This is a genomic window from Olsenella intestinalis (assembly GCF_023276655.1).
In the GTDB taxonomy this organism is placed as follows: Bacteria; Actinomycetota; Coriobacteriia; order Coriobacteriales; family Atopobiaceae; genus Olsenella_J; species Olsenella_J intestinalis.
Window position 1 is genome coordinate 373,506 of the sequence record NZ_JALGRK010000002.1, and the last position, 26,596, is coordinate 400,101.

At 65.7% G+C, this 26,596-nt stretch carries 15 protein-coding genes; 3 read left to right on the forward strand and 12 right to left on the reverse strand.

Annotation, left to right across the window (positions count from 1 at the left end):
* Positions 1–116: 116 nt before the first annotated feature.
* The 10 genes from M5D76_RS06455 to rpsP form a co-directional block, all read right to left on the reverse strand.
* A complete protein-coding gene (locus M5D76_RS06455; RefSeq protein WP_248922567.1) occupies positions 117–1,184 on the reverse strand; it encodes a deoxyguanosinetriphosphate triphosphohydrolase in 1,068 nt (355 codons plus the stop codon).
* 123 nt (positions 1,185–1,307) lie between these two features.
* Complete coding sequence (gene ppdK, locus M5D76_RS06460; RefSeq protein ID WP_248922568.1) at positions 1,308–4,073, reverse strand: pyruvate, phosphate dikinase; 2,766 nt, start codon at positions 4,071–4,073, stop codon at positions 1,308–1,310.
* A 218-nt stretch (positions 4,074–4,291) separates the two neighbouring features.
* Complete coding sequence (locus M5D76_RS06465; RefSeq protein WP_248922569.1) at positions 4,292–4,693, reverse strand: kinase/pyrophosphorylase; 402 nt, start codon at positions 4,691–4,693, stop codon at positions 4,292–4,294.
* A gap of 55 nt (positions 4,694–4,748) precedes the next feature.
* Positions 4,749–6,845 (reverse strand): glycine--tRNA ligase subunit beta, encoded by a 2,097-nt coding sequence (gene glyS, locus M5D76_RS06470; protein ID WP_248922570.1) that lies wholly within the window; start codon positions 6,843–6,845, stop codon positions 4,749–4,751.
* Complete coding sequence (locus M5D76_RS06475) at positions 6,846–7,754, reverse strand: glycine--tRNA ligase subunit alpha (protein WP_248922571.1); 909 nt, start codon at positions 7,752–7,754, stop codon at positions 6,846–6,848. It lies immediately after the preceding gene.
* A 130-nt stretch (positions 7,755–7,884) separates the two neighbouring features.
* Positions 7,885–8,481 carry a signal peptidase I gene (gene lepB / locus M5D76_RS06480; RefSeq protein WP_248922572.1) on the reverse strand — a complete coding sequence of 199 codons (597 nt, stop codon included), beginning with the start codon at positions 8,479–8,481 and terminating at the stop codon, positions 7,885–7,887.
* Positions 8,468–9,265: a tRNA (guanosine(37)-N1)-methyltransferase TrmD gene (gene trmD / locus M5D76_RS06485; RefSeq protein ID WP_248922573.1), complete on the reverse strand. Its 798-nt coding sequence runs from the start codon at positions 9,263–9,265 to the stop codon at positions 8,468–8,470. Before trmD ends, lepB begins: the two co-directional genes overlap by 14 nt.
* Positions 9,266–9,784 (reverse strand): ribosome maturation factor RimM, encoded by a 519-nt coding sequence (locus M5D76_RS06490; RefSeq protein ID WP_346348402.1) that lies wholly within the window; start codon positions 9,782–9,784, stop codon positions 9,266–9,268.
* 5 nt (positions 9,785–9,789) lie between these two features.
* Positions 9,790–10,098, reverse strand: coding sequence for a KH domain-containing protein (locus tag M5D76_RS06495; protein WP_248922575.1), 309 nt, complete (start codon positions 10,096–10,098; stop codon positions 9,790–9,792).
* Positions 10,099–10,102: 4 nt separating this feature from the next.
* Entirely contained in the window at positions 10,103–10,471 is a 369-nt protein-coding gene (gene rpsP / locus M5D76_RS06500) for a 30S ribosomal protein S16 (protein WP_248922576.1), read from the reverse strand.
* Between the two features lie 235 nt (positions 10,472–10,706).
* Here rpsP and M5D76_RS06505 point away from each other — a divergent pair, with 235 nt between their 5' ends.
* Positions 10,707–11,387, forward strand: a complete 681-nt coding sequence (locus M5D76_RS06505; RefSeq protein ID WP_248922577.1) for a response regulator transcription factor — start codon at positions 10,707–10,709, stop codon at positions 11,385–11,387.
* Positions 11,388–11,400: 13 nt separating this feature from the next.
* Positions 11,401–12,645, forward strand: a complete 1,245-nt coding sequence (locus tag M5D76_RS06510) for a sensor histidine kinase (RefSeq protein ID WP_248922578.1) — start codon at positions 11,401–11,403, stop codon at positions 12,643–12,645.
* A gap of 281 nt (positions 12,646–12,926) precedes the next feature.
* Here the strand turns inward: M5D76_RS06510 and M5D76_RS06515 are convergent, their stop codons facing one another.
* Positions 12,927–24,488 carry an InlB B-repeat-containing protein gene (locus M5D76_RS06515; protein WP_346348403.1) on the reverse strand — a complete coding sequence of 3,854 codons (11,562 nt, stop codon included), beginning with the start codon at positions 24,486–24,488 and terminating at the stop codon, positions 12,927–12,929.
* A gap of 419 nt (positions 24,489–24,907) precedes the next feature.
* On the opposite strand from M5D76_RS06515, the gene dinB reads away from it, so the two are divergent.
* A complete protein-coding gene (gene dinB, locus M5D76_RS06520; RefSeq protein ID WP_428847233.1) occupies positions 24,908–26,140 on the forward strand; it encodes a DNA polymerase IV in 1,233 nt (410 codons plus the stop codon).
* Here dinB and rsfS read toward each other — a convergent pair.
* The gene (gene rsfS / locus M5D76_RS06525; RefSeq protein ID WP_248922581.1) at positions 26,137–26,577 is read right to left on the reverse strand and encodes a ribosome silencing factor; all 441 of its coding nucleotides are present in this window, start codon (positions 26,575–26,577) and stop codon (positions 26,137–26,139) included. The genes dinB and rsfS overlap by 4 nt on opposite strands.
* Positions 26,578–26,596 lie beyond the last annotated feature (19 nt).

Genomic DNA, 26,596 nt, shown 5'->3' on the forward strand with positions numbered 1-26,596 from the left:
ACGCCTATACGTGCATAAAGGGTATCACGCAACAGCGCGGATAACGGAGCATGCTCGGTAAGTGCGCCCCTGCGACCAGCATACGGAGGATGGGCCCCACGCGAGGCCAGATCCGCCTAGAGCCCCGGTGAGGGCTTCGGGCCGATGAAGGCCCATGCGCGCGGGACGAAGAGGTTCTCGTAGACCCTGATCGCATAGCGGTCCGTCATCGACGAGACGTAGTCGGCGACGCGCACGTGGTCCTCGCCGGTGGCACGGAGGTACTCGTCGGGCACCTCGTCGAGGTGGTTGATGAAGTGGTCGAACAGGGCCTCGACCATGCGTCCGGCCTTGGGCTCCTCCGACTTGGCGTCGCCGGTCTGGTAGAGGTTGCGGAAGAGGTAGCCCCTCATCTCGAGCAGGGCGCCCCAGACGGCGTCCGAGGCGACCACGTCGTCGAGGTCCGAGCTCTCCGAGATGATGTCCTCGACCAGGGTCTCGATGCGCTCCGAGGAGGTCTTGCCCAGGACCTCGCGCGGGCCGGCGGGAAGCATGTCCTCGCGAAGCACGCCCGCGCGCTCCGCGTCGTCGATGTCGTGGTTGACGTAGGCGATGCGGTCCGCGCGCGCGACGACGCGCCCCTCGAGGGTGGAGGCGACCAGCCCGTTGGCGTGGCACCTGATGCCGTCGAGCACCTCGCGCGTCAGGTTGAGGCCGCGCCCCTCGCGCTCGAGCAGCTCGAGGACGCGCACGCTCTGGACGTTGTGCATGAAGAGCTCGCGCGGCGGCTCGTCGTCGAACCCGACGCCAAGGTGGCGCGCGATGGAGCGGCGCAGCGCGCGCTCGCCCGCATGGCCGAAGGGCGTGTGGCCGAGGTCGTGGCCGAGCGCGATGGCCTCGGTGAGGTCCTCGTTAAGGCCGAGGGGACGTGCTATGTCGCGCGCGATCTGCGCGACCTCGAGGGTGTGGGTGAGGCGGGTCCGGAAGTGGTCGCCCTCGGGCGCGAGGAAGACCTGCGTCTTGTTGGCGAGCCGCCGGAAGCTCTTGCAGTGGAAGATGCGGTCGCGGTCGCGCTGGTAGCAGGTGCGGTAGCGGTCCGGCTCCTCGGGGCGTCCGCGACCCCGAGTCTGGTCTGCGCAGCTGGCATAGGGCGAGAGTAGCTCATGCTCGCTCTTCTCGATGTCCTCGCGCGTCCACGTGCTCATCCGGCCCCCAAACCCTGGAAGCTGACAGTGCGTCTCACACGTACCTATATAGCACAAGGGAGGGGCGCGAGGCCCCTCCCCTGCTAGCGAATCACCGAAGGTGGTCGACTCGAGGCGCTTGCGCTAGCCGAGCTTCTTCGGGCCACCGTTCGACCTGATCTTGGCCTGGGCGCCGGCGAGGCGTGCGATGGGCACGCGGTACGGCGAGCAGGACACGTAGTCGAGGCCGAGGTCGTAGTACATCTGGATCGAGTCCGGATCGCCGCCGGTCTCGCCGCAGACGCCGCAGATGATCGTCTCGTTGGCCTCGTGGCCACCCTTGACGCCCATCTCGACGAGCTTGGCGACGCCCTTGTCGAGGGTCTCGAACGGGTTGGTCCTGAGGACCTTCTTCTCGAGGTACTGCGGGATGAAGGCGCTCTCGACGTCGTCACGCGAGAAGCCGAAGGTGGTCTGAGTGAGGTCGTTGGTGCCGAAGGAGAAGAAGTCGGCGTACTTGCCGATCTCGTCGGCGGTGACGGCAGCGCGCGGGAGCTCGATCATGCAGCCGATGGGGATGTTGAGCTCGACGCCCTCGGCCTGCGCGACGGCCTGGATGCCGCTCTCGATCTGCTCGCGGACGAGCTTGAGCTCGTCGACGGTCGACACGAGCGGGACCATGATCTCCGGCTTGGGATCGAAGCCCTGCTTGATGAGGGTCGCCGCGGCGCCGGCGATGGCGCGGACCTGCATGTCGTTGAGCTCGGGGTACACGATGCCGAGGCGGCAGCCGCGAAGGCCGAGCATGGGGTTGGCCTCCTGGAAGGAGTCGAGGCGCGAGAGACGGTCCTCCATGGCCTTGAGCTGGACGTCGTTCTCGCCACGGCCCTCGGCGCGGGCGATCTCGACGGCGAGCTCGCGCGGGTCGTCGAGGAACTCGTGCAGGGGCGGATCGAGCAGGCGGACGATGACCTCCTTGCCGTCCATGGCCCTGAACATGCCCTCGAAGTCGCCGGTCTGGGCCTTGAGGAGCTGGCCGAGCGCCTGCTGCTTCTGGCCGTCGGTCTCGGCGAGGATGAAGGACTGGATGATCTCCTTGCGGTCACCAAGGAACATGTGCTCGGTGCGGTCGAGGCCGATGCCCTCGGCGCCGAAGTCGACGGAGAGCTGCGCGTCCTCGGGGCTGTCCGCGTTGGTGCGGACGCCGATGTTGCGGCCGCGGGAGGCATCGCGACGGACGCCGTCGGCCCAGGTGAGGATGGTCTCGAGGTCGCCGGTGAGCTCGGGGCGGGTCAGCGGCACGGCGCCGATGATGATGTCGCCCGTGGTGCCGTTGATGGAGATGATGTCACCCTCGTGCAGCGTGATGCCGGTGCCGGCGATGGTGACCTCCTTGGCCTTCGCGTCGATCTTGAGGGCCTCGGCGCCGCAGACGCAGGGGGCGCCCATGCCACGGGCGATGACCGCGGCGTGCGACGTCTTGCCGCCGTGCGAGGTCAGGATGCCCTCGGCGGCGACCATGCCGGCGAGGTCGTCGGGCGTGGTCTCCCAGCGGACGAGGATGCAGGGCTTCTCGATGTGCGAGTAGTGCACCGCGGCGTCAGAGGAGAAGACGACCGCGCCCACGGCGGCGCCGGGGCTCGCGTTCATGCCCTTGGCCACGACGTCGACCTTGGCGCTCGGGTCGAACTGCGGGTGCAGGAGCTGGTCGAGCTGCTCGGGAGCGACGCGCATGATGGCCTGCTCCTTGGTGATGCGGCCCTCGTCGACCATCTGCATGGCGACCTTGAGGGCGGACAGCGCGGTACGCTTGCCCACGCGGGTCTGGAGCATCCAGAGCTTGCCCTGCTCGATGGTGAACTCGAGGTCCATCATGTCGGCGTAGTGGTCCTCGAGGATCTCGAAGACGTGGTAGAGCTCCTCGCCGGCCTCCTTGAGGGCGGGGATCTTCACGAGGTCAGCGATGGGCTCGGTGTTGCGGATGCCCGCGACGACGTCCTCGCCCTGGGCGTTGACCAGAAAGTCGCCGTAGCGCTCGTTGGTGCCGTCGGCCGGGTTGCGCGTGAACGCGACGCCGGTCGCGGAGCTCTCGCCCTTGTTGCCGAAGACCATGACCTGGACGTTGACGGCGGTGCCGAGCTCGTCGGGAATCTTGTTCTGCTTGCGGTAGAGGACGGCGCGCTCGGTGTTCCAGGAGCCGAAGACGGCCTGCTCGGCGAGGCGCAGCTGCAGGTAGGGGTCCTGCGGGAAGGAGGCGACGCCGTCAGGGGCGACCTCGGGGTGCGCCGCGGAGTCGACGTGCTTGGCGAAGATCTTCTTGAAGGTCTCCGTGATCTCCTTGAGGTCCTGCGCGTCGAGGTCGGTGTCGAGCTTGACGCCCTTGGCGGCCTTCTTGTCGTTGAGCGCGTCCTCGAACAGGTCGCTGTCGACGCCCATGACGACGTTGGAGAACATCTGGACGAAGCGGCGGTAGGAGTCCCACGCGAAGCGCTCGTTCTGGGTCTGCTTGATGAGGCCCTGGACGGAGTCGTCGTTGAGGCCGAGGTTGAGGACCGTGTCCATCATGCCGGGCATCGAGAAGGGAGCGCCGGAGCGGACGGAGACGAGCAGCGGGTCCTCCTTGTCGCCGAGCTTCTTGCCCATGCGCTTCTCGAGGTCGGCGCGATACTCATCGATCTCGTCGAGAACGCCCTCGGGCCAAACGTTGCCGGCGCTGGAGTAGGCAACGCAGGTCTGGCAGGTGATCGAGAATCCCGGCGGGACGGGAAGGCCGATGTTGGCCATCTCGGCGAGGTTGGCACCCTTGCCGCCGGTGATCCACTTGGCCTCCTCGACGGAGCCGCCCGCGACCTCGGTGACATTGTTGCCGTTTTCGTCCGTGCCGAACTTGTACACGTGCTTTTCTGCCATATGACACCCCTGATCGTAGTTCCGTGGCACTTTCGTACCTGTAAAACGAAGAGCGCCTGCCGTGTCAAAACACCGCAGGCGCCCCTTCACAACAATTGCATAATATCCCAAAAAACCTGAACAAAACGTTCGGAACCACTAACGGCAACAATCATGGGGTGGAAGATTTGTCGCTGCCAACGAGTGGAAAGTGGGGTATACTTCCGCGCTCTTCTCGCCTAGACCTCCTGGACCTCGGTGTCGACGCGGCGGCCGGTCTCGTAGTGCGGCTCCTCGCCCGTGAGCGTGGAGATGACCGTGATGGCCGGGCCGAGCAGGTCGATAGAGGGAATGCCGCGCCTGTCGAGCTCGCGACGGATGTCGCGCCTGAGGTTGCGCTCCACGATCGTGTGGAACACGGCCTGCGGGATGTCCTCCGCGGCCTCCTTGCTCAGAAAGTCGCTCACCATCTCGACCGAGTTGACGTTGCTGAGCTTCTTGATGACAACCGAGTCCGCACCGAACTGGTCAGCCGCCGCCTCGACGACGCCCGTGGCGGTCTTGCCGCGCGCGTCGGAGAGCACGATGACGACAGGGGTGGCAGCGTTGAACATTTGGTCGTCGATTGCTGCATCTGCCATGAAGATCCTCCAAACAACAGGAACGCACTATGCGTTCTGGACCCTGAGGTCCTCCCTACTTCTTCTTAGAGAGTACACCGATGTTGGCAACTCCGCCGAACACGGCCGCAAATTTGTTGAGCAGCCGCAGGCGGTTCTCCCTGACAACAGTGTCCTCGTCCATGACGAGAACGTCATCAAAGAAACGGTCGATTGGCTCCCTCAGTTCGGCGAGAGCCTTGCAGGCGGCCGCGAAGTCCTCGCTCGCGAGCGACTGGGCGACCTTCTCGGCCCCGGTCTCGCAGGCGGCGAGAAGAGCACGCTCGGACTCGCCCATGATGGACTCGTCCACGTCGGTGCCGAGGCTCGCGTCACCAAGGTGCGCGGCGCGCGCGTAGGCGGTGGCCAGGTCGTCGAAGAGCTCCGGCTCGCTGGCGCGGGCCTCGTCGAGGGCGCGAGCGCGGGCGAGGAACTCGCTCGGGTCGATGACGCCGACGGAGCTGACGGCCTCGATCGTGTCGGCGGCGACGCCCTCGCCCTTGGCGATGGTGTGGAGCCTGCCGGCGAAGAACTTCTCGACCTTCGCCTGGACCTCGGCGGCGTCGAAGGAGATGCCCTGCTTGGCGTAGGACTCGAGCGACGTCTGGACCAGCTGCTTGAGCGAGGTCTTGGGCAGCGCCCTCAGCATCTGGATGATGCCGATGGCGGACCTGCGGACCGCGAAGGGGTCGGAGGAGCCGGTGGGCGGCTCGTCGATCGCGAAGATGCCGCAGACGGTGTCGAGCTTGTCGGCGATGGCAACGCAGATGCCGACCGTGTTCGAGGGCAGGTCGTCGCCGGCGAAGCGCGGGCGGTAGTGGTCGCGGATGGCGCAGGCGACGTCCTCGGACTCGCCGGAGGCCGCGGCGTAGTAGCCGCCCATGACGCCCTGCTGGCTCGTGAACTCGACGACGGCCTGGGTCACGAGGTCGGCCTTTGCGAGGTGCGCGGCGCGGCTCGCGTCGCGGACGAGGCCCTCGCCCTCCCCCACCTGCTCGGCGACGGCGCGGGCCAGGGTGACCATGCGCTCGCTCTTCTGGTAGACGGTGCCGAGCTTCTCCTGGAAGACGACCGACTTGAGCTTCTCGACGTAGGACTCGAGCGGCTGCTTGAGGTCCTCCTCGTAGAAGAACTTTGCGTCGTCGAGGCGGGCGCGGACCACGCGCTCGTTGCCGTCGATCACGCGCTCGTTGTTGTGCGGGTCGGAGTTGGAGACGACCACGAACTCGCGGGTGAGCTTGCCCTCCGCGTCGTAGATCGGGAAGTAGCGCTGGTTGGAGAGCATCGACTCGCAGATGATCTCGCTCGGGACGTCGAGGAACTCCTCGTCGAAGGTGCCGACGAGGACCGTGGGCCACTCGCAGAGGTTGACGACCTCGTCGAAGATGCGCTTGGGCGTGTCGACGTGGGCGCCGCCGCGCTCGGCCTCGACCTCGGCGATGCCGGCCAGGATCCTCTCGCGGCGCTCGTCCTCGAGCAGGACGCCGGCCTTTCGCAGGACGTCGACGTAGGCGGCGGGGCTCGCCACGACGTGCTCGCCGGCACCGAGCAGGCGGTGTCCGCGCGTCACGTTGGAGGACGTGACGTCGGCGTAGGTCACGGGAACGACGGACTCGCCGAGCAGGGCGCAGATCCAGCGGACGGGCCTCACGAACGAGGCGTGCTCTGCGCCCCAGCGCTGGCTGCGGTAGTTTGGCCACTCGAGGGAGCCGATCACGCGCTCGGAGAGCGCGCTCAGGATGGGCTCCGCGGGCTTGGAGGCCACGTTCTTCTCGGCGAAGACGTACTCGCGGCCGTCGGCGTCGACCTTGCGGACGAGCTCGGTGGCGTCGACGTTGAACTTGCGGGCGAAGCCGGCAGCGGCCTTGGTGGGCGCACCGGACTCGTCGAAGGCGATCTCGACCGCGGGGCCCCGCTTGACCTCGTGGACCTCCTTGGTGGCGACGGCGACGTCGCGCACGATGACGGCCAGGCGGCGCGGGGTGCTCATCGAGCGCACCTCGCCGTGGTCGAGCCCGGCCTCGTCGAGGCCGGCGGCGACGAGCTCGCCGAGCTGCTTCACGGCGTGCATGAGCGGGGCCGAGGGCATCTCCTCGGTGCCGATCTCAAGCAGGAAATCCTTTGCGTCTGCCATTTAGGCCACCTCCCCGTTCTCGCTCTTCTCATCCGTCTTGGCGACCTTGGCGAGGTAGGCCTCGCAGCACTCCTTGGCGACAGTGCGAACGCGCAGGATGTAGTTGGCGCGCTCGGTCGCGGAGATGGCGCCGCGGCTGTCGAGCAGGTTGAAGGCGTGGCTGCACTTCATGACGCAGTCGTAGGCGGGAAGCGGCAGGTCGCGCTCGAGGCAGGCGTGGCACTCGGCCTCGTACTCGTCGAACTTGCGACGCATCATGTCGACGTTGGCGACCTCGAAGTTGTAGGTCGAGAACTCGAACTCGTTCTCGTGGAAGACGTCGCCGTAGGTCATGGGCGTGCCGTCGGGCAGGTAGCTCCACACGAGGTCGTAGACGGAGTCGACGCCCTGCGCGTACATGGCGATGCGCTCGAGGCCGTAGGTGATCTCGACGGGCACGGGGTCGACCTCGATGCCGCCCACCTGCTGGAAGTAGGTGAACTGGGTGACCTCCATGCCGTTGAGCCAGACCTCCCAGCCGAGGCCCCAGGCGCCAAGCGTGGGCGACTCCCAGTCGTCCTCGACGAAGCGCACGTCGTGGTCCTTCGGGTCGAGGCCGATGGCGGCAAGCGAGCCCAGGTAGAGGTCCTGCGAGTCGGCCGGCGACGGCTTGATGAGGACCTGGAACTGGTAGTAGTGCTGGAGACGGTTCGGGTTGTCGCCGTAGCGGCCGTCGGCGGGGCGGCGGCAGGGCTGCGGGTAGCAGGTGCGCCAGGCGTCGGGACCCAGCGAGCGCAGCAGCGTGGCGGTGTGGAACGTGCCCGCGCCCACCTCGGAATCGTAGGGCTGCATAACGGTGCAGCCCTGATCGGCCCAGTAGTGCTCGAGCGCCAGGATCATCTCCTGGAACGTCAGTGGCTTATCGATCATGAACCGTTCTTCTCCTCAAAACATAGTTGGAACAAAGCCGGGAGTGCCAGTCGCGCGAGGTACGCCAGGCGAGAAGGGCACGGCCTCGTGCCCGAGGGCACGCTCTTCTCGCCCGCCGCCGCGGCCAACACTAGAGTGTAGCGAAATCGGACGGGGGCCAGAAGATGGCCACGGCGCGCGACGAGATCGAGCTCACGGGCACGGGGCCGTAGTAGCGCGAGTCGAGCGAGTTGGTGCGGTTGTCGCCCATGACCCACACGCAGCCGGCGGGCACCGTGAACGGGTAGCTGATGGGCTCGGAGAGCACCTTCGAGTGGCGGTAGATGGCCTCGCTGGGCTTGCCGAGCGTGTAGGGCTCGTCGAGGGTCTGGCCGTCGACGACCACCTTGCCGTCGACGAGGTCCACGACCTGGCCCTCGGTCGCGATCACGCGCTTGATGAGCGTGGTGTCGGCCGAGTCGGGGTCCTGGAACGTGACGACCTGGCCGCGCTTGGGGGCGTCGAAGCGGAAGGTGACCTTCTCGCCCAGGACGCGGTCGCCCTCGTGGATGGTCTCGAGCATCGAGCCCGACGGCACGAGGTAGGGCTCCGCCACGAAGTTGCGGCAGAGCAGGGCGACCCCGATGCCCAGGGCGATCGTGATGACCCAGTCGAGCCACACGGGCAGCTTGGGTCGGGGTACGCGGACCAGCTTGCGCCGTCCGTTAAGGTGCCTAGGATTCTCCATCGCTGGCGCCTCCCGTCAGGTCCTCGTCTTTCGTATCGTCTGCGCGCACGGACTCGATCTCGCACGCGATCTCGCGGGCGCGGTCGCGCTCGGCCTCGGTCAGGTCGGCGCTGTCCAGGAGGTCGGGCCTCCAGCGCACGGTGCGCTCGAGCGCGCTCTCGCGGCGCCACCGGTCGACGGCGGCGTGGTCGCCCGAGAGCAGCACGTCCGGCACGCGCATGCCGCGGAAGTCGGCGGGGCGCGTGTACTGCGCGTACTCCAGAAGGCCGCTCGAGAACGACTCGTCCTTCGCGCTCATGTCGTCTCCGAGCGCGCCGGGCAGAAGGCGCACCACCGAGTCGATAACGACGAGCGCCGCGAGCTCGCCGCCCGTCAGCACGTAGTCGCCGAGCGACAGGACCTCGTCCGCGAGCTCGTAGGCGCGCTCGTCCATACCCTCGTAGCGGCCGCAGACGAACAGCACGCGCTCGCGCTCGGCAAGCCTCTCGGCACACGCCTGGTCGAAGCGGCGGCCGCACGGCGAGAAGAACACGACGTGGGGTCGCTCCTCCCCCTGGGCGGCGATGTCCTCCACGGCCTCGAAGATCGGCTCGGGCTTCATGAGCATGCCCTGGCCGCCCCCGAAGGGCGCGTCGTCCACGGTGCGGTGGCGGTCGTGCGTCCAGTCGCGCAGGTCATACGCGGCAAAGCGGAAGATGCCCGCCCGCTGCGCGCGCCCCATGATCGACTCGTCGAGATAGGGGGCGAACACCTGCGGGAACACCGACAGCGTCTCAAGCAGCATCTACTCTCCCCCTTCCAGAAGGCCCTCCGGCGCGAGCACCCTGACGGGTCCCTCGCCCGAGGCATCGACCACAACGGACTCAACGGCGGGCAGGAGCACCTCGCCGAACGGCCCGTCCACGACCCACACGTCGTTGGCGGGCCCCACCATGACCTCGACGATCGAGCCCAGAAGCCCGCTCTTCTCGTCCACTACCTCGCGGCCGAGAAGAGCGTCGACATCGTGCGCCTCGAATCCCTCGGGAAGGTCTTCGACGCGCGCCAGAAGCGCATGGCCGACGAGGCGCTCGGCCTCGCCGATGCCCGTCACACCCTCGAGGGCGACGAGCTGGCCGGACCTGCCGAGGTCCGCCTCGCGCACCATGAGGCTCCGCGGGCCCTTGAGCGCAGGCGGCACCACGAAGACCTCGAGGCCCTCGCGCAGCATAGGGGGAAGGCCGTGAACGGGAACCGTCACGACCTCCCCCCTCTTCCCGTGCGTCTTCTCCACACGGGCTATGGCTCTATACCTGGGATGCACGGATGCTAGCCCAGAACCTCAACCTCGACGGAAGTGCCCACGCGCGAGCCGAGCGCACGAGCGAGCGTGCGGATGGCCTTGATCGTGCGACCCCTCCTGCCGATGATGCGACCCGCGTCCTCCTCGGCACAGCTGACCTCGATGAGGGCGGAGCCGTCGCTGTCGGTGACATCGAGCGAGACGGCCTCCTCGTTGGTGACGAGACCGCAGACGATGTACTCCACGAGGTCGGCGACCTTGTCGGAGGCAATCTCCTCGGCGTCGCCGGCAGTCTGGTCGAGGGAATCTACGACGTCCGTGATTTCCTCGGACATGGCGCTACTCCGCGTCCGCGGACTCAGCCTCGGCCTCGGCCTCGGCGGCAGCCTCAGCGGCGGCCTCGGCGGCAGCGGCGGCCTTGGCGGCGGCCTTCTTCGACATCTTCTGCTTCTTCTCGGGCGCCGGGGCGTCGGAGCGGGCGATGTCGATCAGGTGAGCGACGGCGTTGGAGGGCTGGGCACCCTTGGCAACCCACTCGTCGATCTTCTCGAGGTCGAGGTCGATCGTCTTGGGGCTGGTCAGCGGGTTGTAGCGACCAACGAGCTCGATGTAGCGGCCATCGCGGGGCATGCGGCCGTCGGCGACGACAACGCGGTAGTACGGACGCTTCTTGGCGCCATGACGGGCGAGACGAATCTTAACTGCCAAAACAAAACTCCTTCAGACGAGCGACGCCGTGGATAGATGGATAGGTGCGTCGCATTGCCACAAAACGCAGACGTAAATGATACGCCACCTGCGCATGGTAGCACCGTGTCATTTTTGTGAACCTCACGGGCGAATCGCGCCCCACGGCCGCCGTTCGCCCCTCCCTTTAAGGAGAACTTCAGGCCCGCACCCTACACTCTTCTCATACGCACGAAACGAGAGGCACGGTGCAACCATGAACATATTAGTTGTAGAGGACGAGAAGAACCTCGCGGACGCGCTGGTCAAGATCATCTCCGACGCGGGATATCGCTGCGAGGCCGTCTACGACGGCAAGGCGGGCCTCGTCTCCTGCGAGAGCGGCCTCTACGACGCCGCCGTCATGGACGTGATGCTCCCGATCATGGACGGCTTCGAGGTCGTCTCCCGCCTGCGTCGCGAGGGCAACGCCCTGCCCATCCTCATGCTCACCGCGCGCACCACCACCTCCGACAAGGTCGAGGGCCTCGACTCCGGCGCCGACGACTACATGACCAAGCCCTTCGAGTCGGCCGAGCTCCTCGCGCGCCTGCGCGCCCTCACCCGTCGCCAGGGAGACGTCGTGATGGAGCAGGCCCACTTCGCCGACCTCACGCTCGACCTCACGACCCACGACCTCTCCTGTGGCGAGAAGAGCGTCCACCTTTCCGGCAAGGAGTTCGAGGTCATGCAGATGCTCATGGGCTCCACCTCGCGCATCGTGTCCAAGCAGGACCTCCTCACCCGCGTCTGGGGCACCGCCGGCGAGGCCTCTGAGAACTCCGTCGAGGCCTACGTGTCCTTCCTTCGCAAGAAGATCTCCCACATCGGCTCGAAGGTCCAGATAACCACCCTGCGCATGCTGGGATACCGCCTCGAGACCCTCGAGCGCGACTAGCGGCGAGGCGCCCATGCTCAAGAGACTCAAGGTCAAGTTCATCGCGATCGTCATGACGCTGGTCGGCCTCGTCCTCGTGGCGTCGCTGGCGATCTCGCTCTACTCCTCCTACTCGAGCCAGAGGAACATCATCATCGGCGCCCTCGAGCGCAACCTCGCCGGCGACATCGACTCGGTACCCACCATCGGCGCCCCGCAGCACGACCGCGAAGGCGGCGATCGCGGACGCAACATGCTCGCCCTCGGCGTGCTCGTCTCCTCCGACGGCGTCATTCTCCAGACGAGCGACGGCGGCGTCTACATCAACCAGTCCGTCCTCACGTCGGTGGTCAGCGAGGTCCTCTCGACGAGCGCGACCTCCGGCGACGACGCCGAGGCGCACGTCTCCTGGATGTCCAGGACCCTCTCGGACGGCAGCGTCCGCATCGCCATCGTCGACACCACCGACGCCGACAGCGCCATGCACGAGCTCATCGTTCGTGACGCGCAGATCGCGGCCATCGCTCTTCTCGTCCTCTTCGGAATCACCTACGCGCTGGCCGCCTGGTCGCTCGCGCCCGTCGCCGAGGCCTGGGAGGGCCAGCGCCGCTTCGTCGCCGACGCCTCGCACGAGCTCAAGACCCCGCTCGCCGTCATACTCGCAAACACCGAGATCCTCATGAAGGACGAGGCCATCCCCGCCGAGAGCCGACGCTGGGTCGAGAGCACGGCCTCGGAGGCCTCCCACATGAAGTCCCTCGTCAACGACCTGCTCCAGCTCGCCCGCGCCGACGAGGGCGCGGCCCAGATCGCGCCCGAGTCCCAGCGCGAGGACCTCGACCTCTCCCAGATCGTCGACGTGAGCGCCCTCGAGTTCGACGCCGTCGCCTTCGAGCATGGCTGCACCATCGACGCCCACATCGAGCCCGACGTGCACATCAGGGGCGACCGCGCGTGGATCGAGCGCCTCGTGCGCATTCTCATCGACAACGCCTGCAAGTACGCCGCCCCCGACAGCGCGATCCGCCTCGAGCTCGCCCGCGAAGGCTCCAAGGCCCGCTACTCCGTCACCAACCAGGGCGACCCCATCGACCCCGACGACCTCGAGCACATCTTCGACCGCTTCTACCGCTCCGACAAGGCGCGCGAACGCAGCGAGTCCACGGGCGGCTTCGGCCTCGGCCTCGCCATCGCCAAGTCCATCGCCGAGGCCCACGGCGGCACCATCCAGGCCACGAGCTCCAAGGACGCCGGCACCACCTTCACGGTCACCCTCTAGCACGACGCTGGGCGAGAAGAGCGTGCCTTCCGGGTGCGCGGTCCCCGTGACGACAGGGCTCGAACAACGCGCCTTCGGCGCGAACTCGCCTGACGCCACGGGGAACCGCGCCGGAGCGCCCCTCCCCTCCCACACGCCCCACAAAAAGCGGGGGCGGCCCCAAGGCCACCCCCGCATCTACAGAAGACCCTCGCTTCCAGCGACGTCGCCGCCGCCTAGCGCCCTGGACTCACGTCTCCAAGTCCGACGTGGCGATGCTCATCCCATACCGGCGACCAGGCTCATGCGCGCCTCTTCCTCCTCCGCGCGCCAACGAGCACCAGGCCGCACGCCGACGCAGCGACAAGGACCGCCACGGCGCCAGCCATGGCAAGCGGGTCGGACGTCTTGGGCGTCGAGGAGGCCCTGCGCGCGGACGCGTCAGGCGCGGTCACCGGCACGGACGAGTCCGCTGGGTAGGCCAGCTCGAACAACGAGAACTGGTCCGAATCGAACGCGAGGGACGGCGCTGCGAACGCACTCGGAACAACCGTCGCGCGACCGTCGTGCAGGCGCGAGACCGCGTACGTCGAACGAGCCGCGTCGTCGCCCGCAAGCGTGACGCTCACCGTGACGGGACGCTTGCAGCTCGTCACCTGCCTCACGGCACCATCGCCCACGCGCACGCACAGCGTGACGTCCAGATAGGCCGCGCTCACCATTCCCTTGCCCAGGGCGCCGCCGAGAAGAGCACGCTCCTCCTCGGTAATGACCCCGGACGCATCGCGAACAACGGCATAGACGAAGACATCAGAGCCGGAAATCATGGCACTCTGCTCGTCATCCGTGAGCTCGATTGCTTCGGCCAGGTAGTCGTCGCCCTGCGCGATGCGCGCACCTCCCCAGTTGTCGTCGACAACCAGCTGCTTTACCGAGCCGGCGGCAGGCAGGCTCTCCCATTGCGCATAGAGCAGGTTGCCGCCTATCGCGAGCTTGAGCTTGTCGCCGGGCTGATAGGAGTCTCCCGATCCGTCAGCTTCGGTGTTCCATCCCACAAAGCGGAAGTTATCGCGTGCGAAGGAGCACGAACGAACCTCCACCGCCGTCCCGGCGCCGCCTGCCTGCGAAGCCATGCTTCCGTTTGTCGCCCCGTTGCCGTCATATCGCAGCTCGCCCACGGGGTCCCACTGCGCGTACAGGACGTCGCTGCCAACGCTCAGCACGTATTCGTCACCAGGCATGTACGCGTCGCCAGTCCCGTCGGGGGACGTGTTCCATCCCTTGAAGGAATGCTCGGGCCAAACAAATCCGACGTCCGACACGGAGACCACGTCGCCGGTCGAACCCAGGAAGGAGGCCGTCAGGCCCTCGGCGAAGACGCTGTTCGCCTTGTAGGTCAGTGTGTCGTGGACCACTGAGAAGGGCACGGTTGTCGCAAGGCCGCTCCAATTGGTCGCCTCGCTCACCACGGCGCGCATCTCGTAGTCGCCAGGCTTCACGGGCACGGCGGTGGTCCACATGTCATCGCCCTCGCCGCTCCTGCGGTACTGGAACTCGACAGAGCCGAAACTCGCCTGGCCCACAGGCGCAGACGGCGTCTGGCCGGCCGTCCACGGTTCGATCGACGGCTGCACCGCCCACCCGTTGTTGGCCTTCTCGAGGATGACCACGACCTCCTGCGGATCGGTGTCCTGCCAGTCGTCGCCTCCCGTCACCTTCCACCACACGTGATACTCGCCTGCGTCCGTGGCCGTGGGCGGCTCGTCCGACCACGGGCCCTCAGGTGAGGTGGAGTACTGGATCTTGCCGCCCTCGGTGGTGCCGCCCTGCAGCAGCTTCTGCGGCTGGCCGGTGTAGGCAAGTTCCGCGGGCTCTGTGGGCGCGGTCGGGTTCGTGGTGCCCTTGGTCACCGTGCAGCTTGCCGTGACGCTGGCGCCGCCAGGGGTGGTGAACGTCACGCTGTAGGTGCCCGTATGGGGCTGTAGGCCGCTCGTGTCTGCAACGATCCCAGTCACGGTCGCGCCAGTGTCTGCGTTCCATGCGCGAGCGCCAGACCTCTGCGTCACAAGCACGGCGAGCGCGGACGATTCACCCATCTCGTTGAGGGCCAGGGTGAAGTCGTTTGCAGCGATAGCGTCGCGGCAGGTCGATGTGGCGCCAGGACGGCTGACGTGATCCACGACGGTGACGGTAGCCGTCGCAGAAGCGCCTCCGGCAGAGAAGGTCACGTCATGGTCGCCCAGTGTGGGCTCGACCCCAGCCTGCAGGTCCCCTGCGTCAACGCTAACGGGAGACTCAAGCGGCCCTCCGTCTCCCTTGACCGCGCGGACGTCGGCCGCATCCCTCAGGAGCCCCGCAAGCGCGTCCGCGTCGGAGCTGTTCTTGACCTCGTCCTTGCCCACCACGAAGTCGTTCATGCTCAGCTGCACGTCGCCCGCAGCGCCCGTACCGTCGCTCACGTGCTCACGCACGAGCATGGTAACGGCGGCGGAGGTGCCTTTTGCGGTCTCAAACGTCACGGGCACGTCGCCGACGACGCTTGTGTCGAACGTCGTGGGCCTGGTCACGGCCACGTCAGATCCATCGGAGGTGCTCCAGGCATGGGCACTTGAGAGCTCGATAGCCCTCGCGAGGTTGATGGAGGAGCCCTTGGCCACCGCGAAGTCGTTGGCGGCGATGCCCTCGTGGGCGCTGCCCGCGGCGCCGGAGTCGTCCACGGTGACGGCGTCGTACACGTGGGCCTTCACCGTGACGCTCGGCCCGCCCACGTCGTTCGAGGCGAACGTCACGTCGTAGGCGCCCACCACCCCCGCGTCGAAGTCGGAGGCGATGGTGGTGGCGAGCTTGGTCGCCACGAGGTCCTCTCCGGTGGAGGTGTCCCACAGGCGCACGCGCGCGAGTCCCGGCGCGCTCTCCTGGGTGAGAGACCCGCCCTTGGCGAGGTGGATGTCGTTCGCGGCAATGGCCTGGTGTATCGTGCCGTCGTCCACGGACGCGGCCTGGTCCGCCACGCGGCACGTGACGGACACCGTCGTGCCCTTGGCCGTGGCCAGGGTCACGGACACGGCGCCCACCACGCTGGTGTCAAGCAGCGCGGTGCAGCTCACCGCCACGGCGGCGCCGGTGGAGGTGTCCCAGGCGCGGGCGCCGGAGAGGCGCACGACGTCGTCCGACGTCACTGCCTGCCCCTTGGCCACCGCGAAGTCGTTGGCGGCGATGCCCTCGTGGGCGCTGCCCGCGGCGCCGGAGTCGTCCACGGTGACGGCGTCGTACACGTGGGCCTTCACCGTGACGCTCGGCCCGCCCACGTCGTTCGAGGCGAACGTCACGTCGTAGGCGCCCACCACCCCCGCGTCGAAGTCGGAGGCGATGGTGGTGGCGAGCTTGGTCGCCACGAGGTCCTCTCCGGTGGAGGTGTCCCACAGGCGCACGCGCGCGAGTCCCGGCGCGCTCTCCTGGGTGAGAGACCCGCCCTTGGCGAGGTGGATGTCGTTCGCGGCAATGGCCTGGTGTATCGTGCCGTCGTCCACGGACGCGGCCTGGTCCGCCACGCGGCACGTGACGGCCACCGTCGTGCCCTTGGCCGTGGCCAGGGTCACGGACACGGCGCCCACCACGCTGGTGTCAGGCAGCGCGGTGCAGCTCACCGCCACGGCGGCGCCGGTGGAGGTGTCCCAGGCGCGGGCGCCGGAGAGGCGCACGACGTCGTCCGACGTCACTGCCTGCCCCTTGGCCACCGCGAAGTCGTTGGCGGCGATGTTCTCGTGAACCTCCGGAACCGCAGGCACGACGCTGTCGTCCGCGGGCTGGTCCTTGCTTGCAACCTTGTCATACACGGTGCATGTGGCCGTAACGGACTTGCCATGCGGGGTCGCAAACGTGACCGGGTAGACCCCCTTTGCAGGCGCGGCGCCCGCAGCAAGCCCCGTATGCGTCACGACCATGGCGACATCGTTTCCCGTGAGCAGATCCACCGCCCTGGCGTTCGACGCTCTCCTGAGCAGCGCCGCAAGCTCCAGGGCGTTGGTGCAATCCTTGACCGCAGAGGCCGCCACGGCGAAATCGTTGGCGGAAATGGCCTCGGACCACGGAACCTGGACCGGCGGGTCGACGCTTTCGTCAGTGGCAGTGCCCGACCCGCTGTCAGCGTGATCGCGCACGTACATCCTCACGGTTACCGAAGTTCCCTTTAACGTCGCAAACTCAACGTTGACGACCCCAGTGACCGCAGTCGAGAAGGACGTAGGCGACGTAGGCGCCACGATATCCACCCTGGACCCGTCCGAAGTGGACCAAGCGCTCGCATGAGCGAGACTCGTTGCCTTGGCGAGGTCGACCGCATCGCCCTTGGCCACCGCGAAGTCGTTGGCGGCGATGCCCTCGTGGGCGCTGCCCTCGGCGTCGGAGTCGTCCACGGTGACGGCGTCGTACACGACGGCGTCAACGGTGACGGTCGCCCGTGAGCGCCCCTCTCCGGGACTCGCGAGGGACACAGTATACGTGCCGGACACTGCCGCGATGGTAGCGCTGAGCACCGAGACCGGCTCGAGTGCCTCGCCCGTGGACGTGTCCCACGCAACGGCACCGGCTCCACCCACGAGAAGTGCAGTCGCACGTTGCGCCTGAGCGGGCGTCGCGCCGGCAGCCCGTCCGTCCAAGACCTCCTGCGCCTCAGCGACGCTCAGCCGCACGGTGTTGGCTCGAATGCCCTGGGTGCCGTCTTCGCTTATGCCGCTCGCATCCGTCACGGTCATGGTCACGGTTACGCTCACAGTCGTTCCCGCAACGGCAAATGTTATGGTGTGGGATCCCGGAGAGGACACGTCCAGCCCGCCCACGGGCAGCTCGGCGTCGTCTACGGTAACCACAATGTCCTTGGCCTGACCGGTCTGGGTGTCCCAGGCCCTTGCGCCAGACATCGAAATGATGTCGGCAGCCGCAAGGGCATCGTCACGCTTACCCACGACAAACGAGTTGGCAGACACGGCCACGTGGTTGGTCGTGTCCTCGCTATAAGCATCGCTCACGGTCAATGTCACGCTAACGCTCGTGGCTTCGGAGCCCTCGCCCACCGTGTAGGTCACGGTGTACTTGCCAGGCTTAGCCACCAGCGCAGGCTCGCACGTGACGGTGATGTCCGCCGGGTCCACGAGCGCCCCAGTCTCGGTGGAGTACGCACCGGCGTTCGCGCGGGTCACAAGCTCGACCGCCTGTTGATCGGACGTCTTGTTCAGCAAAGCCTGGGCCTCGGTCTTACCTAAGGCAAACCCGTTTGCATAGGCCACGTACTTGCCCCCAACCTCGACGCTGTCGCGCACGTGAGCCACGACCTTGGCTTCGGCCTTGCCCGCAACAAAGGTCACGTCCTTGTCACCAACGGCGGAGACGTCCAGCTCGTAGGCAGCGTCAGTACTCGCACCCTCGCATAGGTACCACACGTAGGAAGCCTCTCCCGTGGCATAGACCCATGCCCGCGCGTTCGCGAGGCCAACGGCGCTTGCCGTGCCTTCCTCCGCGCTATCAAGCGGCAGCGCCGTATCCGAGCGCTGCACGGCAAAGTCGCTCGCACTCACCGCAAGCCCAGAGGCATCGGGGTCGGTGATGTCGGTGCCCATGGCGTCGACCACCGTACACGTCACCGTCACGCTAGGAGCGCCGTCGCCCGGAAGCGAGAAGCTTACGTCATAGGCGCCACGCACAGCCTGTACGGCTCTCACGTCGGCAACGATCGTGGAGCTGAGGTCGTCGCGCGTGGCAACGTCAAACGCCGTGGCGCCCGCAAGGGCAACGGCGCTGGTGGCAAGACTCGTGACCTGGCCCTTTGCCACAACGAAATCGTTGGCCGCGATCTGCTTCTCCGTGCCGGCCACGTGCGCGCGGACCTTTGCCGTAATGGCAAGCGACGTGCCGCCAGGCGCCATGAACACAACCTGGTACTCGCCAACCGCCGGTTGCAGATAGTCCAGCACGCTGAGCTCGAGCGCACGCCCCTCGGCATCCTCGCCATAGGCGGCCGCAAGGCTTATGAGTTCGCTTGCGCGTTCGGCCTCGGACCTGCTGCAGTGCGTCTTCGCCTCATCGAGCGAGAAGAGAATGTTGTTGGCAGCAATGTGCTCGCCAGTATTGTCGGATCCCTCGCCGGTGTCCGTCTTATCGTTGTCACGCTTGTCAGGTGTCCACAGCGCCTTGAGAACCACGGTCGCACCGTCCTCGGCGCTGAGGTTGCTCACCCCCCTCTCATCCTCATAAACGTTATAGGCAAACATGTCGATATCTGATGCCTTGGTGAACGGCGTTGCGGCCTGGTCATCCGTCCAACCCGCGAAGGTGTAGCCGGTGCGTGTGTACGCATTCTTGGTAAGGGACTTTGCGGCCTCGCCGTAAGTGAAGTCCTCGTTGGCCATGGCACCCGAGGTAGCACCGTTGCCGTCAAAGCGAACCTTGTAGGAGTGCGCGTTGAACTTTGCGTAAAGGTGAATGTTGCCGTCCGAGGACTGCATGGACGCATCCGTGGCGTCGTTGGAGAAGTCCCAGGGGGCGCTGGCTCCATCCAGGTACCAGTTGTCGTCACTGGTGTAGCCGTCCGTTACGGCGACGTCCTCCTTGGCCACCTTGGAGCCGATGGTGGTCATCTGGGTCTTGGAGTCGGTGATGGCGCTGCGGTCGGCCGGGTCCTCGTGGAACATGATTCTCGGGAACAGCTTGAACGCCGTCGTGGTCTGAAGGTCCTCATCACGGCCGCCAGGATCATGACCGGCCTCATAGCCGCCAAACTGAGCGAACGCACCCATAAAGAACTGATGGAACGGGCTTATGGAACCGAGTCCCGTGTACTCACCCGAATAACCACCATAAGCTCCCTTTATGTACGCACCAAGCACACCGATCTTGTTAAACCAAGATGGATCTGCTGCAGAAGTGTTGTATGCATACAGGCTACTTTGCAAATCCGAACCGTCGGCAGCCACCAACTTTCCCTGGTCTGGGCCGTCGAACCAGTAGTAGAGCTGTTTGAACCTTGGGTCACCTTCCGACCAAATGCCGTAATAGGAATTCACTTTCGGTCCAGGCCAGTTGCTCGGCCAGGTATAGCCAAAGTCGTCCACAGAACCAGGCCGAGGCATCTGAAGCGTCAGCTGACCGGCCACATTACCGTCAATCGTTGTTCCGTCCTTGTTGATCATCGGCGTCGCAGCCGTTACGTATTGACCGCTCGGCACCAGGCGCAAAGCAGTCTCGAGCTGCGCCTGACTCCTAAACGACGCCGCGTAACCACGTTGCCCTCGATAAAGATAGTCGTGCGGCTTGGACCACAGCTCTGTAAGAGAGCGTCGGGTATCCGACGATGAGGTTGTGAACGTAAGGTTTTCGTTCAGAAGTACTGTCACGTACCTTCCATCGTCCATCCGCGTCAACTTGAGTCCGCTCAGGTTGTCGGAGTTATGGTTGCCGTCAAGCTCTACCGTCAGGGTTTGGTCATCGGTCGTGTAGGCGAAGACGCAAGATTTCAAAGTGTTCTGCGCGGTGTCGCCACCGGTTATAGTGGCATCCGTGTAGAGCCATGTCCCGATGTTTGGATTAACGGTGCTGGTCCCGCTAATGTTCTCGGTTAGGTCGGCCTGATGCGCGGACGAGCCACCTGGCACCGTGATGCTCCCGCCGCTGTTGTTGAGGTACATGGTGTACGCGGTCCCACCGACGACCTGAGCGTCGGGGAAGCGGAAGTACGTGCCCCCGTGCGACTGGTCAGCGAGGGCATTGCCACTGGCGTCGCACCACTCAGGCGCGCCCAGGATGACGCCTGGCGCCGTGGCGTACACCGCGTACAGGGTTACGGTTGAGCCACCCGTCGCGCTGAGGTTCTTCACCTTCGCTCGGTCGGCATACGTGGCGCGCAGGTTGCTAGCCGCGGTCGGGCTCGTCGCCCAGCCAAGGAACTTGGCCTTCTCGTCCTTCTTCACGAAGGTGCATTCGGGGAGGGTAACCTCTTCGCCGTAGCTCTTGCCCGAGATGCTGGCCATGGTGCCCGTGGCGCCAGTGCCAGGGTCGAAGGCAATCGAGTACGTGATGGGCGTCCACTTGGCGTGGAGCGTGAGTGCGTTGCCGCTCAGGCGAGGATCGCCCTGAACAATGACGTCATCGTCGAAGTTCCACTTGTTGGCCTCGGTGCAGGCCGCATCCGTGTACCAGCCACCAAAGACGTAACCCGTGCGCACGGGATCCACGTCGGGTTTGGCGAGCTTGTTACCGTACGTTGCGAACGAGTTGTTGTACGCGTCAGCGTCGAAGGTCGCGTCGGACGCATTCTTGTCATACGAGACCGAGTAGAACACCGACGTGGAACTTGTGACGTCCAGCGCCTCCTTGCGACCGCCGGGATCCTGGCCGACCTCGTACCCGCCGAACTCGATGAGTTCGTATTCGGGCTGATCTGCAGAGCCTGTACCATCTGCACGCGTATCCGACACGTTGATAGAATCAAGGAGGATGTCAGCCGGTCTACCCGAGGCCACTCCGCGCCTGTTGTCTATAACCCTCCAGCCGAGCGTTGCACCCTCCTCGTAACCGTCGTACATATTGCCGTGATATGGGCTGGCGGGGCTTACGGACAGCGAGCTGTTTTTTATCATAGCGCCCGCCAGCGGGCCGTTAAACCAGTACGACAGGTCTACGACCTTCTGTTTATCCGCATCGGAGTACGAGACAGAAGAGTTGCGCGCCGGGTATCCAGCTGGCCTCTTCCACGTTCTGCTGTATCCTTCGTCCTCGAAGGTGAACTTGCTGCCGTCGGCCCTTACGGCCGCCCAGGCCCCGAGCCTGTAGTTCTCGTACGTCCCCGCAGGGGGCATGGAGCACAGCTTCTTGAGCGCTTCGAGCTCCGCGTCATTCACCGGCGTGGCGACGTAGGCGCGCATGCCGCGGTACAGAATGGTCCTCACAGCCGCAAGCTGCACCGTCATGATCTTCTGGTCCTTAGTCCTGGTGATGTACTTGCCACCTCCCAGGGACACCAGACCCGAGACCAGGTCGAGGTTACGGTTTGGGTTACTGTCGAGGTCCACGGTAACGGCAAGTCCCTCCACCTTTTGGAACCTGAGGCTGCGCAGGGTCTCGAGCGCCGTGTCCCCGCCGTAGATGGATTCGTCGGTGTATATCCAGGTGCCGACCTTTGTATTCACAGTGCTTGTTCCACTCTCGAACTCCGTGAGGTCCGCGGCGTGTCCCTTGGAGATGACGCTTGGATTAGCGCTCTGCATGTTGGTAATAGCGCCCTCGTTGGCGCTTACCTCCATGGTGTAAACCTTGCCCACAATACGCGCGTCCCTGAAACTCACCGTACCGTCACCGTTGTCGGTGGCCGGACCGAGATCGAGCGTGGGAGCCGAGACCCACTGGGCATACAGGTCCACGTTGGCACCGCTCGCACTCGCCAGGTTTTGCACCTTGGCGCCGTCCAAGTACGCGATGGTGGCATCGGCAGCGTTTGTCGTCCAACCCGAGAAGAACTCGTCGTCCTTCGTGAACGCGTTGGCGGTGAGGGCCTTGGCGGGCTCGTCGTATGTAAAGGACTGCGTGTAGGTCTCCGCATTGTCGGCGGTCTTGCCGCCGTTGCCGTGGAACGTTACCGTGTACTCGTTGACCACCCACTTGGCATAGAGCGCGAGCGTTCCGTCGTCGGCACGAGCAACCTTAGCTGAAGCGAAGTCCCACCTGTTAGCGTCTGTACAAGCAACGTCTGTATACCAGCCGCCGAAGGTGTATCCCTCCGCCGTGGGCGCGGCAGGCTCTGAGAGCGTGGAACCCACGAGCGCACGATCCGTAGCCTCATACGATCCGTGCCCGTTGGCAGAGTAGGTGACCTCCACACTCGGGAGGTCCTCGACGTTAGCAGCCTGGGCTGCCGTCACACGACCCGAGGGGTCCGCGCCTTCGTCGTAGCCGCCGAACTCGACCTCGTAGGAATAAACGACGTTCTCGCTAAAATCGTTAAGGCTGTTAGCGGGCGAGCCCCACGGGCAAACTATGTACTCGTAGTTGGGACTGTTGGGCACGGAATAGACACTGGTGTTATTGAAGCCATACCAGTCGGGCTGTCCGTTCCCCCACATGCCAGTGGACCTTATGAGGGTGCCCGCGTTCGGACCGCACCACCAATACGTATGCTTTTCTCTTTCCGTTCTTCTATCTAGATTGACAGCAGCCGCGGTCCCACGCTTGCCGCCTTCCCAATAACCCCCGATGGAAGAACCAGAATTCGTTCGGTGTGCTGGAAGATAATCGGGCGGCCTGCACTCCTCGCCCTCGGCGAGGTGCGCCGTACCGTACTCGTAAGCGAAAATCTCGTCCGGATCGGCGTAACTCCAGCCCTGTGCAAGTCTACCGTTGTAGTAGTGAAAAGCCACCGCAGAACCGAGCATCGTGTTGTTGCCGCCCCCGGTCGCGTAGATCTCGGCCACTTCGCCCCTACTAAGCGGCGTAGCCAGGTAGCCCCTCATGCCGCGATAGGTGAAGTTCTTGGCCAGATTGTACCCCTCGACAAAGGTGCCCGGGTCGTTTGGAACGAACATGAATAGGCGGCCGGGCCTGGTCGCCGACTCCTTTATGCACCAACCTTTCCCTGCAAGATTCGCCGTACTGGGGTTGGCGTCGAGCTCAACCGTAACCTTCATGCCAGCCGCATATGCGAACCTAGCCTGGCGCAAGACGTCCTGCGCGGTCTTGCCATCCGCACCGGCGGGGACACCGGACAGGGCATACTCGTCGAAGAAAAGCCATATGCCCGTGTTGTCGTTATTGTTCTCGCCGAGATCGGGCGTAACACCGGACTCCACCTTGCCAGCGGAGTTGGTGAGCACGAGTGCGCGAGCGTTGCCAGAAATGGTGGCATTGGGATAGGTGACAAACTCATGGCTCCCATCCGCCCATGCCGGGTCGCCCAAGGTCACGACGGGAGCGTTGTCGGTGGTCGCCGGCGCCGACTGAGTCGAGAGCTTCAGTCCCACGGCAGGTGCGCCGTCTCCCTCGCCCACGGACTCCTCGTGGCTCACCTGCGGCAACTCGCCTTGGGTCGCGACCGGCGCCTTCGCATCGTCCTTTTGCCAGGTCGCGTAAAGCGTCAGCACCTGGCCTGGCTCCGCCGAGAAGTCACCCACGGTCTCGTTAGCGTAAACGGTGCCGTTGTCGTCCGGCTTGGTGGACCAACCGATGAACGTGTAGCCCTCGCGCGTAAACGCATTCGCGGACAGCGCCTTGCCATCACCCATCGTGCGGGACTGCGCGTCCATCTCTCCCGCACCGCCGTTGGCTTCAAAGCGAATCGTATAGGCTGCTTGCCACACCGCATAGTACGTTACGACCTTTTCCGCCGCGTCTGGATCTATGGGCGTTGGCACGGTGCCCTCGTCTATGCCTGGCTCAGATGCGTCTGGAGATTCGGCCCATCCCGCCAGAGCCCATCCGACACGCTCGGCAGACGGAAGCACGCCGAGAGCAGTGGCAGCGGCCTGAGTGGTGGACCAGGAAGCCTGCTCGCTGACCGTCTCCTCCGTAATAGCGGCCGCCTCCTCGACGCTCTTACCCTCGGCAAGCGCGGCCGACCTTTGCTCATTGACTACGTCCGCAGGCAGTCGGTGGCCGCCATTAGCGTCCCATCTGACGGTGATGGATGCAGCAGCCTGTGGCTCAATCACAGTATCGGGACCCGGCGCTGGCGCGGCGGCCCCCGATGCGGGCGCGATCCCGTTTGTGCCTGCAATCTCGGCCAGCGCCTGCGCGGGCATGCCCTGCAGCGTCAGCGCGGCAGAAAGAAACAAAGAGAGGACTAACCTAGAGCGACCCCTCCCTGAAGCATTCTTCCTAGCCATAGCCTTCCCCTTCTATCGCGTTCACGCAAAATGCTCTTGTTCCATATACATTTCAATACAAACACGACGGACATCGAAAGGCAAAGGTCAGAAGTGCGAACGACCCCGTTGAGCAGCGAACGGGGCAACTTGGCATCCATGGGAGACTTCAATCATTGAAACAGCTTACGACGGCCACAGCATGAAGAGGTGAGCAAGGGACGCAACGCCGTGCCGGCAAGTGGACGCCACCCGGGCGCGGCCACCGTCGTGCCAGGCGAGTTCGCGCCGAAGGCGCGCTGTTCGAGCCTGGTGCGACGGTGTCGCACCCCCCGAAGGCATGCTCTTCTCGCCCGCACGACGGTGTCGCGCCCCCGAAGGCACGCTCTTCTCGCCATGTCTGGCCCGAGCCGTATAATCGACGCATGGAAGACGCACGCGTGACAAACCCGCTCCTGCACTGGGACGGGCCCGCCATCGGACTTCTCGACCTCGATGCCTTCTTTGCGTCGGTCGAGCAGCTCGACCATCCGGAGTGGCGAGGCAAGCCCGTCATCGTCGGCGGCAGCCCCGAGGGCCGCGGCGTCGTCTCGACGGCGTCCTACGAGGCGCGCCCCTACGGGGTGCACTCGGCCATGCCGTCCGCGCAGGCGAGGCGGCTCTGCCCCGACGCGATCTGGACCGGCGGGAACTTCGCCCGGTACCGGGAGATGTCCAACCGGGTGATGTCGTTCATCCTCGACGAGACGCCCCTCATGGAGCAGGTCTCCGTCGACGAGGCGTTCTTCGACGTGACGCCGGGCCGCTACTCCAGGGAGAGCCCCATCGAGATCTGCAGGCGCATCCAGAGCAACGTCTCGGAGCTGGGGATCACCTGCTCGATCGGTCTCGGCACCAACAAGACGGTCGCCAAGATCGCCTCGGAGCGCCAGAAGCCGCGCGGCCTCACGGTGGTGCCGCCCGGCACCGAGGCGTCGTTTCTCGCTCCCCTGCCGGTTCGCGCGATGAGCGGCATCGGCGCGGCGACCGAGAGGCGCCTCTGCGAGATGGGCATCACCACGCTGGGAAAACTCGCCGAGGCCGACCTGCGCGAGATGGAGCTCGCCTTCGGCGTGCACGGACCGAGCATGGTCGTGCGCGCGCAGGGGCTCGAGCGCTCGCAGGTGCTGGGAGCCGACGTGGAGGAGGACCCGAAGTCCGTCTCGAACGAGCGGACCTTCCCCGTCGACCTCACCGAGCGCGACGAGGTCGTCGCGGCCGTCAGGCACGTGAGCGCGCTCGTGGGGAGCCGCCTGAGGAGGAAGGGCCTCGCCGGGCACGTCGTCACCCTCAAGCTGAGGCGCGACATGTCGCACACCCGCACGATGCGCTCGCAGCTCAGCGAGATGACCGACGACGAGCACGTCTTCGGCGAAGCGGCCGTGGCTCTTCTCGACCAGATGTGGGCAGAGGGCTCGCCGGTGCGCCTCGTGGGCGTGGGCGTGAGCGGCTTCGACGACGACGTGTCGTTTCAGATGGACCTCCTCGACCAGGGGGACGAGGAGGCCAGGCTGCGCAAGAAGCGCCTGAGGGACCTGTCGGTCGCTGCCGACGAGGTGCGCTCGAAGTTTGGCTCGGACGCCCTGTCATACGGGCGTGACCTGCGTTTCGGCTATCGGCAGCCGAAGGACTAGGACTCCGCGGGCGCGTCCGCGGCGGAGTCCGTCGCGTCGGCGGCGGCCATGACGAGGTCGAGGTCGCTGGCGGGCATGGCACCCTCGAGGTCGAGCTCGACGCGCACGCCCTCGCCCCAGAGGCGCTCGAGCCTGAAGTAGTCGCGCGACTCCGGCTTGAAGACGTGGCAGACGACGGGGCCGTAGTCGAGAAGGACCCACGTGGCGTTGGCGCGCCCCTCGCAGGAAAGCGGCTTCTCCTGGCAGTTGACGCGGACCTTCTCCTTGATGCCGTCGACGATGGCGTCCATCTGCGGGTTGTTGGCCGCCGTGCAGATCAGGAAGTAGTCGGCGACGTCGGAGACGTTCGAGATGTCGAGCAGGACGATGTCGGTTGCCTTCTTCTCGTCCGCCGCGGCTGCCGCGACCTTCGCGAGCTCGAGGGGTGTAGATGCCATGCAATCTCCTTTCGGGCAG